The organism is Roseinatronobacter sp. NSM, assembly GCF_052379845.1.
Classification (GTDB): Bacteria; Pseudomonadota; Alphaproteobacteria; order Rhodobacterales; family Rhodobacteraceae; genus Roseinatronobacter.
Window position 1 is genome coordinate 132,749 of the sequence record NZ_JBQTCF010000005.1, and the last position, 12,058, is coordinate 144,806.

Genomic DNA, 12,058 nt, shown 5'->3' on the forward strand with positions numbered 1-12,058 from the left:
CAGCGCCAAAGAGGGGGCGGAACGCCCCCTGGTCACCCTAAATATATTTCAGGCCCTTCTCGGCCAGTTTTGCACGCATATTATAGATATCCAGCCCCAGTTCGCCTGCCGCCAGCCGCGTGCGCTTGGCCTCTTCCGCGTCCAGCCGGGCCTGTGCCTTGGCGGCCACGTCTTGCGCCTGCGCCTGTGGCACGACGACCACGCCATCATCATCTGCAATGATCACGTCACCGGCGGCGATGGCCTGCCCTGCGCAGACGATCGGCACATTCACTGATCCCAGCGTTTCCTTGACTGTTCCTTGGGCGGAAATGGCCTTGGACCAGACCGGAAAGCCCATCTCCTGCAAATCCGCCACATCGCGCACACCAGCGTCGATGATCAGCCCGCGACAGCCGCGCGCCATCGCGCTGGTGGCCAGAAGATCCCCGAAATAGCCGGTATCACAAGGGCTGGTGGGGGCAAGAACCAGAATGTCACCATCGTGCAATTGCTCAATGGCGACATGCAGCATCCAGTTGTCGCCCGGGGGGGCGCTGATGGTCACCGCTGACCCCGCAATCCGTGCGCCGCGCCAGATGGGGCGCATATAGGACGCCAGACAGCCGCTGCGCCCCTGCGCTTCATGCACAGTGGCCGCGCCCGCACGACCCAGCGCATCAATAATTGCGCGATCCGCGCGCGGAATATTCTGAACGACAACAGACATGTATCAGCCTTTCTGTGGCACTGGCGGGGTGCCGTGGGTATGGAATGTCTCAATGGTTTTCAGTCCCCAGGCCTGCCCCTTCTTGCGGTCGGCCTCGGTCCAGCAGACAGGTTCCCAGTCCGGCGCAAGGATCAGGCGCGCGCCTGCATTGGCCAGTTCCACGCGGTTTCCGGCGGGTTCCCAGACATACAGGAAAAACGTGCCCTGAATGGCGTGCTTATGCGGGCCGGTTTCGATATGCACCCCGTTTTGCAGGAAAATATCGGCCGCGCGCAAGATATCTTCGCGCTGGTCGGTGGCATAGGTGACATGATGCAACCGCGCGTGCCCCCCCCCGTGTTCTTCGGTGCAGGCCAGATCATAGGTTTTGTTATTGATGGTGAACCAGCACCCCCCGATGCGGCCATTGTCCAGCTGGATGTATTCGGTCACCCGGCTGCCCAGACAGGTTTCCATGAACCGCCGGAATTCGGTGACATCGGCGGCCAGAAGGTTCAGGTGGTCTATGCGGCGCGGGGCAGCCCCTGTAAATGCGCTGGCGGTGTTTTTCAGCGCGGGTGTGTCCGCGTCATCGGGTTCGGCGCGGCGGGTGTCGTAATAAATCTCGAAAACATGGCCGAACGGGTCTTCAAACCGGAAGGCGCGCCCGTGGCTGTCGTCGCCATCGCCCCAGCCATGCACCTTGTAGCCAGACGCCTCGATGGCGGCCACGCGCCGCGCCAATGCGTCGGGGCTGGCCGCGCGATACCCGATATGGCCCACGCCGGTGGTGGTGGCGCGCGTCAGTTTCAGGGTGCAGAATTCATAATCATCCCACGCGCGCAGATAGGCGCTGTTTTCATCCTGCCCGGACAGTTTCAGCCCATAGATGCGGGTGAAGAAATCAAGGCTTTCGTCGAACTTGTCGGTCAGCATTTCGACATGGCCCAGATGGGCGATATCGAAGCCTGGATTGGTGGGGGGGGTCATGCCGTCCCTTCCTTACAGTTCATCCACAGTGCGCGGAAAGATGGATTGGAACCCTTCGGCATATTTGCAGTCCCGCCCGCCCGACATGCCGCCCGAATTGCGCTTGAAGTGATTGGCACGCTGTTGGGCAACGCGGGTGTAATAGTCCCACAAATGCACCTGCCCGTTCATATGTTCCATGGCGGCGCGCTTCTTGTCCCAGACGGGCGTGATGTCCAGAAAGGTGTCCGGCTTCCAGCCCATCTGTTCGGTCTGGTGGGGTTCAAACAGGTAAAGCTGCGGCGCGCCCAGAACCTTTTCGCCGGGGTTATGGCCCCAGGCCTGCGCGATCATGCGGCATTCAAGCGCGATCTGGGTCGTGTACATATGGTCGGTATTATAAGGGTCATACTGGCTGTGGCTTAGCATAAAGGCTGGCTGCACCTTGCGGATCAGGTCAACCAGACGCATCTTGTCGTCTTGTTCCAGATGCAGCGGGTAATCGCCCAGATCGAAGCATTCCAGATGATGCACGCCCAGCACGTCAGCGGCGGCTTCTGCTTCGGCGCGGCGGTTGGCCTTCACCTCGTCCAGGGTTTTGCCTTCTTTCCACAGGCGCGCGCTTTCGCCCCGTTCCCCGAATGACAGGCACGCCACAGTGACCTGATAGCCCATTTCTGCATGCAGCGCGATAGCGCCCCCGCAGCGCCAGACAAAATCAGCGGCATGGGCAGAAATAACAAGCGCGGTTTTTGGCGCGGTCATGGAAACCTCCCTGATGGAACAGGATGACTTGATCCCATGCGCGCCAGCGCGGCGCAATTTTGAAGCGCGTGCCGCTTCATAAGAAATGGCTATAGGCGGGCGTTGACGCGCGCCTGTTCACGCGCCTTTGGGTGGGCGGAGATGCGCCAGAAAAGGTGCATCTGGTGCAATCCTGTCCAGCGCGGCGCGCAGCCCTTCATAGGCAACTGACATTGTGTGTGCATTGGCGTGCAAAATGGTGTCTGCGTCGCACACAAGCGCCACATGACCACGCCAGAACAGTAAATCCCCGCGTTGCGCGCGGGTGCCGTCGGGCAGGGCGGGGCCAAAAGCCTTGGCCTGCAGGTCGCTGTCGGCGGGACAGGGCTGCCCACAGGCATGAAATGCCACCTGCACCAGTCCCGAACAATCAATTCCGCCTGACGAATTCCCCCCCCACAGGTATGGTGTGCCCAGCAGCATATGCGCCACTGCCACGGGGTCAGCTTCAGCGTGATCCAGCGGGGCCAAATGTTGCACTGGCACCCAGCCCCCGCAGGATGCGCGCAGGAACGCCCCGACCTGATCCGTGATCAAGACCTGGGCATTCATGGACAGCGCGCCAGTGTCGGGGCTTTTCAGGTCGGGGCGGGAATACAGATGCGTGGCGCGGCTGCGCACCCGGTGGGTGACGGGGTGATCAGGGGCCAGCGCTGTGTCACGCAGCCAGCCGCAATACCCATCGGCCTGAAGCTGCACGAAACTGTATCCGTCGCGCTGGTCAATCATGGTCAGGGCCGCGCCGCGCAAAACCTGCCGGTCGCGCGGGCCGCCGGGGGCGCGCAACAGGTCCGATATGGCCGCAGCGGCGCGCATGGGGGTTCCGGTGGTGACCTGCGCGCCATCTGCTGGCGGGTGCCACCCCTGAAGGGCAACGCGCCCGCTAAACGGTGTCAGGCGCGGGTCAGTCACAGCTTCAGCGCGGCGGGCAGGGCGTCGAACAGGGCGCGGGCGGCTTGTCCAACCCCGCCTTTGGGGCGGGCGGGGGCGGCGACAGGTTGATGGCCGTAGATGTCGAAATGCACAAAACGGGGTGTGTTCTCGACAAACCTATGCAGGAATAATGCCGCCGTAATAGCCCCCGCCATGCCGCCCGATGGTGCATTGTCCAGATCTGCAATTCCGGGCTGGATATTGGCTTCATATCCCGGATGCAGCGGCAACGGCCAGACCGGGTCGCGCACCGCATCGCCTGATTGCAGCAAAGCCGCACTCAGGGCGGTGTCGCGTGTGAAAAACGGCGCAATATCGGGGCCGACTGCCACACGCGCTGCACCTGTCAGCGTGGCCATGCAGATGATCATGTCGGGCGTTTCCTCATCCGCAAGGGTCAGGGCATCGGCCAGCACCAGCCGCCCTTCGGCGTCTGTGTTGTTGACCTCAATGCTCACGCCCTTGCGCGACAACAACACATCGCCGGGGCGCATGGCATTTCCCGAAACAGCGTTCTCGACGGCGGGCACAATCACGCGCAAGCGGACGGGCCAGCCTTGGGACATGATCATATGCGCAAGGCCCATGACTGTGGCAGCGCCGCCCATATCCTTCTTCATCAGGCCCATGGACGCGCCGGGCTTCAGGTTCAGCCCGCCTGTGTCAAAGCAGACCCCCTTGCCCACAAGCGTCAGTTGCGGGCCTTGCGTGCCCCAGCGCATGTCCAGCAAACGCGGGCTACGATCAGACGCGCGGCCCACGGCATGCACCAGCGGGAAGTTGTGATACAGCAGTTCATCGCCATAAATGACCGATATTTCGGCCCCGAACGCCTGCCCCAGCCCGACAAAGGCGGCTTCCAGGTCCTCGGGGCCCATATGGGATGCGGGGGTGTTGATCAGGTCGCGGGTCAGCGCCTCGCCTGCTGCGATGGCTTCCAGTTTCGTGGCGTCAACGGATTTGGGCGCGACCAGTTGCGCCAGCGCGCGGGTGGGCGGGGTGCGGAACTTGTCAAACCTGTATCCTGCCAGCAACCAGCCAAGCAGTTCTTCGTCAAGTGTCGCCTGTTCGGGGCCATGTTCCAGATGGAATGTCGCTGCGGGCAGTTTGGGACGCGCCCCGCCCAGGCAGAAGCGCGCGCGCTGGCGGTCCATCGCTGTGCCCAGCCCCACCGCTGCCGCCGCAAGCCCGCCATCAGGATCAGGCACAAGGGCAATTGTGCCGAAGGCTGCGGTAAACCCGGTGGCGTCCAGCCATGCGCGCATGCGGCGGGGCTGCATTTCTGTCCAGCCTGCCAACTCGTCCTTGGTGACAAGATGCAAGGGAACAGTGCTGCCGCTGGATGTGGCGAAACGCAGTGTGGGGGGGGCGGTGAATTCGGTCATGGTCGCTTTCCGGTCAGCTGCAGATCAAAGGGCGCTGTGGCCAACCGCGTTGACCCGTGCCACCCTGACATGTTGTTTCGCGTGTTGCAAAAGCAGGACATCACCCCGCAGTTTTTTGCAACATGCCCTGCGCGCGACCTTAGATCAGATTTTGTCCAAGGGGAAAGCGGATTCGCGCGGCCCGTGGCAGGCGCGGCGCTGACGTCGCGGTGGCGCAATAATGCTACATTTGCAGAAGCGGCAGCTGCCACAGGTCCACAAAGGACCGGTCCCCCACGCGCGCCGCCCTGTGCCACAGCGCGGTTGCGGCGGTTTTATCCTGTTGCTGGCTGGCGTTTTCCAACTGCCCCAGAATGGTCGCAAGGGACACCAGCCCGATGGAGTCCGCAAAGGCGCGCGCCGTTCGCGCATGCTCGGGCACTTGGGCTAGGGTGTCAGCGCGAAACGCGGCTTCGGTGACGCGCAAGCAACCTGTCAGGTTTTCCAGTGTCGTTATGATGGCCATTTCCGCCTGAGCAGCGCCCAGATGGCGAAACAATGCCGCTATACGATGTGAATCGACGGCGATGGTGTCATGCTGCCTTAGGTGAACAATTTCCCCCATTCCTGCCCCTTTGCCGTGTCCGCTGCCATGAAAACAAACGCAAACCCGCCCGTTTTCGATGGTGTTGAGTCAAAAACATAAGGAAAATGGAATACTGAAAGAATGTAGCAACAATAAGGCAAGCGGCCCAAACGCAGGTTAGTCAAAGGCCGATTGATGCCGGATTGTGCGCTTCCGGCATGGCTGATGAATGGTGTTCAATAATTTTCCACCCTGTTTCACCCCATCGATAAACGAACGTATATCGGCACATGATACTAGACCGCACATTATTGTCGTCCACATGTATAACATAGATTCCGGAATCAATCGATATCCCTTCGAATAGCCGGATATTATGTTCAAGCACCTGTGCATGCGGTTGGCGTTTCAAAAACACCGTGAAATAGTCGCGGATGGCTGCGGGCGTCTTGCGCACCTGATTTGATACGGTGGGCATCAAAATGGCATCCGGGGCATATAGCGCGGCGACAGTTCGCGCATCACGCGTGTCCAGCGCGGCATTCCAGCTATCCAGCAATGCGGCAATTTCCCTGAGGTCGTGCTTCTGCTGTGCGAGTGTCATGCCGGAAACGTCCCTTTTTGGCTGGCCTGTGCGCGAAATAATCTTCTGGTGGCAGGCGTGCTGGTGCAATCTTAAATAAGGTTTGTGTATCGGGCAAGCGGGGGTATTGGCATGGCGACAGGTGACGCAACGCGCGCTGAGGGTCCGGTTTGCCCGTTATGCGGGCGCGCTATCCCGCCACATGTGCCCCAAAGCCTGCACCACCTTGTCCCGAAATTGCGCGGTGGCAAGGGGGGACCGGTCGTGTTGCTGCACCATATTTGCCACCGCGAAATTCACGCAACCCTGTCCGAAAGTGACCTTGCGCGCCATTACAACACCATCGAAGCGTTGCGCGCCCATCCACGGCTTGCGAAATTCGCCGCATGGGTGGCCGCGCGCCCGCCGGAATTCATATCAAAAGTGCCCGGCGCGCGACGTCGGGCGCGGCGGTAAGACAGTGTTAAATGACATCTGTCATGGTGTCAGGTGAAGCAGGTCACGGGGGGCGTTTCGCGCGGTCCCCTGGGCGCAAGCAAGGGATGCGATTTATGCGACGAACAGAACCTTTGTCCATGCGGCAAGCGCGTGTGGGCATTATTGCCAATCCTGCCAAAGTGGCCATGCCAGTGCACCTGCCGCGCGATGTCTGGACGCGCTGGCCAGACCTGCGGTCGCGGCGGCGCCACCACGGTGCGCGCGCAAAAGACCCCGCGCAAGGGTTTGGCGATCCCGTGCTGGACGGTGTCTTGCTGGGCAGCTATGCGCGGGATCTGCGCGCGGGGGTGTGTGACGGGCAGGACCGCGCGGGCCTGTTCGCGCGTGTATGGCCCTTGCGGGGCAAGGGGCCGGCGCTTCTTGCTGTTGGGACCATCGCCACCATGGCCGTCATGGGGTATATTCTGCTGCAATAGCGGGCTGGGGTGCTGTCCAGTCAGGGCCGGTGTGCGAAATTGAACACGAACAGTTCACAAAACCGCAGTTGCAACCCTATGGGGGCAAGGCAATCTTAGGGCCAAGCGAAGCCACGCAGTGATCGGAGTATGCAATGTCCATTCGACCCACCCTTGAAACCCGCAAGGCCGTTCCAACGCTGGAAGGCGCGGGTGTGCACTTGCATCGCGCCTTCGGGTTCCACGATCCCAGCGAACTGGACCCGTTCCTGTTGTTCGATGATTTTCGAAATGATGTGCCTGAACATTTCTTGCGCGGGTTCCCATGGCACCCCCATCGCGGAATTGAAACGATAACCTATGTTCTGGCAGGTGAGGTGGAACATGGCGACAGCCTGGGCAACCGTGGCACCCTTGGCGCGGGCGATGTGCAATGGATGACTGCAGGTTCGGGCATTATGCATCAGGAAATGCCGCGGGGCAATTCCAGCGGGCAAATGCACGGCTTCCAGCTATGGGCAAACCTGCCCGGCAGTCTGAAAATGACCGCGCCGCGCTATCAGGATGTGAACACCAAGGAGATTCCCGAAGTCATAGATGATGACGGAACGCGCGTGCGTGTCGTGGTCGGTGAATTCTGGGGCAAGCGCGGTCCGGTGGACGGAATCGCGGCGGACCCGCAATATCTGGACATCTCGGTGCCGCCGGGCGTGCGCAAAACCTTCAAGGTTGATACATATCGCAGGGCGTTCGCATATGTCTTTGCGGGGTCGGGGGCGTTTGCGGATGCGTCGCAACCAACTGGCGTCTTGCTGGAAAAGGAAGTGATGGGCGAAGAAGTCAATATTCGGGACATGTCGGGCAATCGCACGCTGATCCGCTTTGGCACCGGCGATGAGGTGACTGTGCAGGCGGGCGAGGAAGGGGTGCGCTTTTTGTTGATTTCAGGCGCGCCGTTGCAGGAACCTGTTGCGTGGCATGGCCCGATCGTCATGAATACAAAAGAGGAAATTCAACAGGCCATGCGTGATTTGCGAAATGGCACCTTCATAAGGCCAGCGCATTAACAGCCCTGTTCCGCGCGTGCCCTTGGTATTATAATTCTGGTGACACCAATCAGGAGGATGTGTTGAAACGCGCAATCATCAAAGTGTCCGGTGCTGACCCTGCAGCCTTCCTGCAGGGTCTTGTCACAAATGACTTGCGGCGACTTGCGCCGCAATCGCCGCTTTATGCTGCGCTGCTGTCCCCCCAAGGGAAGTATCTTGCGGATTTTTTCCTTGTTTTGCATGGGGATGACATCCTGATCGACGTGGCCGCGCCGCTGGCCGATGATCTGTTCAAGCGGTTGAGCATGTACAAGCTGCGCGCGCCGGTCACGTTGGAACGCGTAGATATTGCCGTCAGTCGCGGCACCGGCACGCTACCGGACGGGGCGGTTGCCGATCCGCGCCATCCTGCGCTGGGGTGGCGGTTTTATGGTGCGGCCCTGCCCGATGACGGCACCGACTGGGACGCCTTGCGCGTGGCCCATTGCGTGCCTGAAAGCCTGATTGAACTTGTCCCGAACGAAACCTTCTTGCTGGAAGCGGGCTTGCACCACCTCAACGCTGTCGATTTTCGCAAAGGGTGCTATGTCGGGCAGGAAGTGACCGCGCGCATGCATCATAAGACAGAGTTGCGCAAAGGCTTTGTCACTGTGTCGATTGATGGCACAGCCCCCACAGGCACCCCCATCATGGCAGGCGCGAAGGTTGCGGGCCAGCTGTTTACCCAAAGCGGGGGGCGCGCGATTGCCTATTTGCGGTTTGACCGTGCACAACCGGCTATGCAGGCCGACGGCGCTGTGATTGATTGGCCGGAACATCGCAGCTGACTTGATTGCAAGTCCGAAGGCATGATAGCGGTATCAATGTCGGGGCTGCAGAAGATATCAGCGATGCATCGTTTCTTCAGAACACCATTCGCGGGGCCGGTACTGGCCCTTGTGGCCTATGCCCTGTTTTCGGCGCATGATGTCGTCGTGAAATCGCTTGGGGGCAGCTACAGCCCTGTGCAGATCGTTTTTTTCAGCGTTTTGTTAAGCCTGCCATTGGCGTTTTTGATGCTGATGCGCGACAAGACGGATGGAAACCTGTTGCCGCGCCGTCCGGGCTGGGTTGCCCTGCGCACGGCTGCCGCTGTCTGGACGGGGGTAAGCGTGTTTTATGCGTTCACCGTCCTGCCCATGACGTTGGTTTACGCCATATTGTTTGCAACACCGCTGCTGATTACGCTGCTGGCCGTTCCAATGCTGGGCGAGAAGGTGGGCTGGCGGCGCGGCGGGGCAGTTGTTGTGGGGCTGCTGGGGGTCTTGATCGTGCTGCGTCCGGGGCAGGGGGACACAATAACCCTTGGGCATTTTGCGGCCCTGTTCGGCGCGCTTGGCGGGGCCGTGTCGGCCATTATCGTGCGCAAGATCGGGCAAGAGGAACGCAACGTGGTTTTGCTGGTTTATCCCTTGATGGCCAATCTGGGGGTTATGGGGCTGGCCTTGCCGTTTGTGTATCAACCCATGCCGCTGGCCGATCTGGGGGCATGGGCGGCGATGGCGGCGATGGCCTTTGTTGCCAGCCTGTGTGTGATAGCGGCCTACAAGCTGTCCTCGGCCATCCAGATTGCGCCCATGCAATATTCACAAATCATCTGGGCGGCGTTGTTTGGCGCGATTTTCTTTGGGGAAACGCTGGATATGTTCACTGTTCTGGGCGCAGCGGTCATTATTGCAAGCGGTGTGTTTATCGTGCTGCGTGAAGATTCCGCGCAAGTGTCGGAAAACCGTCCGGTGCTGGAAACCCGCACCCGCACGGAAACCGGCACCTTCCCGCGCGCCAGCCAGTTGGGCCGGTTTGATGAAGCTGATGACGACGCGGATGCGGACAACCCGCGGTAATGCTGTCGCGGCACAAGTGCAACGCCCGCGATCCCTTGCTGATCTGGTGTGCTTCTGCACTGGTCTCGGGGGGGGCGGGGCGCTATGACATGCGCTGAATATTGCCGAAGGACGTCCCCGCATGAGCACTGCCATTCAACCGCAACCCGGTATTCTGGATATCGCCCTGTATCAGGGCGGAACCGCCAAGATTGCCGGTCGTGAAGATGCCGTAAAGCTGTCATCGAATGAAAACCCCTTTGGCGCGGGTGATCTGGCGCGGCAGGCGTATTTGCGTGCAGGACATGACCTGCATCGCTACCCTTCGACAGATCATGCGTCCTTGCGCGGTGCAATTGCCGCGCGTTTCGGACTGGATGCGGCGCGCATCATTTGCGGGGCAGGCTCGGATGAGGTGATTACCTTTCTGTGTCAGGCTTATGCCGGCCCGGGGGATGAGGTGGTCTACAGCCAGCACGGGTTCCTGATGTATCGCATTTCGGCGCTGGCCGCAGGCGCGACACCTGTTGCCGCCCCCGAGCAGGACCGCACCACAGATGTGGATGCAATTCTGGCTGCCTGCACAGACAGGACACGGCTTGTGTTCATCGCCAACCCCAACAACCCGACGGGCACCATGGTTCCGCTTTCGGAATTGGAACGGCTGGCCGATCATCTGCCCGCGCAGGCGCTTTTGGTGCTGGATGGGGCCTATGCCGAATATGCCGAAGGGTATGACGGCGGCGCGGCCATGGTGGACGCGCGGCAAAACGTGGTCATGACACGCACGTTTTCCAAATTGTTCGGCCTTGGCGGGTTGCGCGTGGGCTGGGGCTATGGTCCGCAGCATGTGATTGACGTGTTGGGGCGGGTGCGCGGTCCGTTCAACCTGTCGACCACCCAGCAGGATGTGGCCGAGGCCGCGCTGGCCGATGACGCGCATATTGCCCGCTCTCTGGCCGAGAATGCGCGCCTGCGCGTCTGGCTGGCAGAGCGTTTGAACGCCATAGGGGTGGCCACAGACCCGCCATTTGCGAATTTTGTTCTGGCCCGTTTTCGTGACTCCGCGCAGGCAGAAGCCTGTAACGCGGCATTGCTGGCCGATGGCCTGATCGTGCGCAAGGTGGACAGCTACGGCCTGCCGGAATGTCTGCGCATTACCATAGGTGACGAATCCGCCTGCCGTCGCGTGCTGCATGCCATCACCCAATTCATGGAGCAGCAGGGATGAGCGCAATCTATACGCGCGTGGCCTTTGTGGGATTGGGGTTGATTGCATCGTCCATGGCCCATGCGATCCGGCGTGCCGGCCTGGCCGGGCATATCGCCGGCACAGCCCGATCAGCGCAAACCCGTCAAGTTGCGCGTGAAATCGGTCTGGTCGACAGCATTCATGAAACGGCAGCGGAAGCGGTGGTGGGCGCTGATCTGGTGGTGCTATGTGTTCCGGTGGGGGCCATGGCCGAAATCGCGCAGGAAATCGCCCCCTTCCTTGAGGCGGGCGCGACAGTCACCGATGTGGGGTCCGTCAAGCAGGCGGTGATTGCAGCCGTTGCCCCCCATCTGCCGGACCATGTGCATTTCATTCCAGGCCATCCGCTTGCTGGCACCGAACATAGCGGCCCGCGCGCCGGTTTTGCCGAATTGTTCGACAATCGATGGTGCATCCTGACCCCGCTGGATGGCGGCGACAGCGCTGCGCTGGACCGTCTGGTGGTCTTCTGGCAGGGGATCGGCGCGCATGTCGACATGATGGATGCGCCCCATCATGACCTTGTGCTGGCCGTGACCAGCCACACCCCGCATCTTATCGCCTATACAATGGTTGGCGTCGCCGATGATCTGCGCCGCGTCACCGATAGCGAAGTTATCAAATATTCCGCTGCGGGGTTTCGGGACTTCACGCGCATCGCCGCGTCCGACCCCACAATGTGGCGCGATGTGTTCCTGACCAACAAGGAAGCAACGCTTGAAGTGCTGGGGCGCTTCACCGAAGAACTGTTCGCCCTTCAGCGCGCGATCCGGACAGGGGACGGGGCGCAGCTGCATGCGTATTTCACCCGCACCCGCGCGATTCGTCGCGGAATCATCGAGGCCGGCCAGGACACAGCCGCCCCCGATTTCGGGCGCGCCAAGCGGTAAACGGCAAAACCACTGTGATTCCTGTGCTTTTCGGCGGCCCTATGGGGCCGCCGTTTTGCGTTTCGGGGGCGATGTGGGGAATCAGCGTGGCCTCGATTCGTGACACGGGGCATGGATCGCACGCCGCCGCAGCTGTTTGCGTGAATTTTTATTGATATATTTCAGTGCATTAAAAGAATAATGCA

The 12,058-nt window shown here is 60.8% G+C and carries 14 protein-coding genes; 7 read left to right on the forward strand and 7 right to left on the reverse strand.

Annotated features, from left to right (window positions below):
- Positions 1–37: 37 nt before the first annotated feature.
- The 7 genes from ACTZWY_RS04575 to ACTZWY_RS04605 all read right to left on the reverse strand — a co-directional run bounded on the left by ACTZWY_RS04575 (position 38) and on the right by ACTZWY_RS04605 (position 5,948).
- Positions 38–709 (reverse strand): 4-carboxy-4-hydroxy-2-oxoadipate aldolase/oxaloacetate decarboxylase, encoded by a 672-nt coding sequence (locus ACTZWY_RS04575; RefSeq protein WP_444789510.1) that lies wholly within the window; start codon positions 707–709, stop codon positions 38–40.
- A 3-nt stretch (positions 710–712) separates the two neighbouring features.
- Complete coding sequence (locus ACTZWY_RS04580; protein WP_444789511.1) at positions 713–1,678, reverse strand: VOC family protein; 966 nt, start codon at positions 1,676–1,678, stop codon at positions 713–715.
- A gap of 12 nt (positions 1,679–1,690) precedes the next feature.
- Complete coding sequence (locus ACTZWY_RS04585; RefSeq protein ID WP_444789512.1) at positions 1,691–2,422, reverse strand: PIG-L deacetylase family protein; 732 nt, start codon at positions 2,420–2,422, stop codon at positions 1,691–1,693.
- A 117-nt stretch (positions 2,423–2,539) separates the two neighbouring features.
- On the reverse strand, positions 2,540–3,373 hold the full coding sequence (locus ACTZWY_RS04590) for a C40 family peptidase (protein ID WP_444789513.1): 834 nt from the start codon (positions 3,371–3,373) through the stop codon (positions 2,540–2,542).
- Entirely contained in the window at positions 3,370–4,779 is a 1,410-nt protein-coding gene (locus ACTZWY_RS04595) for a leucyl aminopeptidase family protein (RefSeq protein WP_444789514.1), read from the reverse strand. The genes ACTZWY_RS04590 and ACTZWY_RS04595 overlap by 4 nt, the downstream gene beginning before the upstream one ends.
- 223 nt (positions 4,780–5,002) lie before the next feature.
- Entirely contained in the window at positions 5,003–5,383 is a 381-nt protein-coding gene (locus ACTZWY_RS04600) for a hypothetical protein (RefSeq protein ID WP_444789515.1), read from the reverse strand.
- 142 nt (positions 5,384–5,525) lie between these two features.
- Entirely contained in the window at positions 5,526–5,948 is a 423-nt protein-coding gene (locus tag ACTZWY_RS04605; RefSeq protein WP_444789516.1) for an SgcJ/EcaC family oxidoreductase, read from the reverse strand.
- A gap of 111 nt (positions 5,949–6,059) precedes the next feature.
- On the opposite strand from ACTZWY_RS04605, the gene ACTZWY_RS04610 reads away from it, so the two are divergent.
- The 7 genes from ACTZWY_RS04610 to ACTZWY_RS04640 all read left to right on the forward strand — a co-directional run bounded on the left by ACTZWY_RS04610 (position 6,060) and on the right by ACTZWY_RS04640 (position 11,873).
- The gene (locus ACTZWY_RS04610) at positions 6,060–6,383 is read left to right on the forward strand and encodes an HNH endonuclease (protein WP_444789517.1); all 324 of its coding nucleotides are present in this window, start codon (positions 6,060–6,062) and stop codon (positions 6,381–6,383) included.
- A 95-nt stretch (positions 6,384–6,478) separates the two neighbouring features.
- Positions 6,479–6,841: a hypothetical protein gene (locus ACTZWY_RS04615; protein WP_444789518.1), complete on the forward strand. Its 363-nt coding sequence runs from the start codon at positions 6,479–6,481 to the stop codon at positions 6,839–6,841.
- Positions 6,842–6,975: 134 nt separating this feature from the next.
- Entirely contained in the window at positions 6,976–7,887 is a 912-nt protein-coding gene (locus ACTZWY_RS04620; RefSeq protein WP_444789519.1) for a pirin family protein, read from the forward strand.
- A gap of 59 nt (positions 7,888–7,946) precedes the next feature.
- On the forward strand, positions 7,947–8,696 hold the full coding sequence (gene ygfZ, locus ACTZWY_RS04625; protein ID WP_444789520.1) for a CAF17-like 4Fe-4S cluster assembly/insertion protein YgfZ: 750 nt from the start codon (positions 7,947–7,949) through the stop codon (positions 8,694–8,696).
- 63 nt (positions 8,697–8,759) lie between these two features.
- Complete coding sequence (locus ACTZWY_RS04630) at positions 8,760–9,752, forward strand: DMT family transporter (protein ID WP_444789521.1); 993 nt, start codon at positions 8,760–8,762, stop codon at positions 9,750–9,752.
- 121 nt (positions 9,753–9,873) lie between these two features.
- Positions 9,874–10,962 carry a histidinol-phosphate transaminase gene (gene hisC, locus ACTZWY_RS04635; RefSeq protein ID WP_444789522.1) on the forward strand — a complete coding sequence of 363 codons (1,089 nt, stop codon included), beginning with the start codon at positions 9,874–9,876 and terminating at the stop codon, positions 10,960–10,962.
- Positions 10,959–11,873, forward strand: a complete 915-nt coding sequence (locus ACTZWY_RS04640) for a prephenate/arogenate dehydrogenase family protein (protein ID WP_444789523.1) — start codon at positions 10,959–10,961, stop codon at positions 11,871–11,873. The genes hisC and ACTZWY_RS04640 overlap by 4 nt, the downstream gene beginning before the upstream one ends.
- Positions 11,874–12,058: the final 185 nt, after the last annotated feature.

Excerpts from the sequence above, each read along its gene's own strand:
- ACTZWY_RS04575 (WP_444789510.1), bottom strand. The coding sequence starts at position 709 with ATGTCTGTTGTCGTTCAGAATATTCCGCGCGCGGATCGCGCAATTATT.
- ACTZWY_RS04580 (WP_444789511.1), bottom strand. The coding sequence starts at position 1,678 with ATGACCCCCCCCACCAATCCAGGCTTCGATATCGCCCATCTGGGCCAT.
- ACTZWY_RS04585 (WP_444789512.1), bottom strand. The coding sequence starts at position 2,422 with ATGACCGCGCCAAAAACCGCGCTTGTTATTTCTGCCCATGCCGCTGAT.
- ACTZWY_RS04595 (WP_444789514.1), bottom strand. The coding sequence starts at position 4,779 with ATGACCGAATTCACCGCCCCCCCCACACTGCGTTTCGCCACATCCAGC.
- ACTZWY_RS04600 (WP_444789515.1), bottom strand. The coding sequence starts at position 5,383 with ATGGGGGAAATTGTTCACCTAAGGCAGCATGACACCATCGCCGTCGAT.
- ACTZWY_RS04605 (WP_444789516.1), bottom strand. The coding sequence starts at position 5,948 with ATGACACTCGCACAGCAGAAGCACGACCTCAGGGAAATTGCCGCATTG.
- ACTZWY_RS04610 (WP_444789517.1), top strand. The coding sequence starts at position 6,060 with ATGGCGACAGGTGACGCAACGCGCGCTGAGGGTCCGGTTTGCCCGTTA.
- ACTZWY_RS04615 (WP_444789518.1), top strand. The coding sequence starts at position 6,479 with ATGCGACGAACAGAACCTTTGTCCATGCGGCAAGCGCGTGTGGGCATT.
- ACTZWY_RS04620 (WP_444789519.1), top strand. The coding sequence starts at position 6,976 with ATGTCCATTCGACCCACCCTTGAAACCCGCAAGGCCGTTCCAACGCTG.
- ACTZWY_RS04630 (WP_444789521.1), top strand. The coding sequence starts at position 8,760 with ATGCATCGTTTCTTCAGAACACCATTCGCGGGGCCGGTACTGGCCCTT.
- hisC (WP_444789522.1), top strand. The coding sequence starts at position 9,874 with ATGAGCACTGCCATTCAACCGCAACCCGGTATTCTGGATATCGCCCTG.
- ACTZWY_RS04640 (WP_444789523.1), top strand. The coding sequence starts at position 10,959 with ATGAGCGCAATCTATACGCGCGTGGCCTTTGTGGGATTGGGGTTGATT.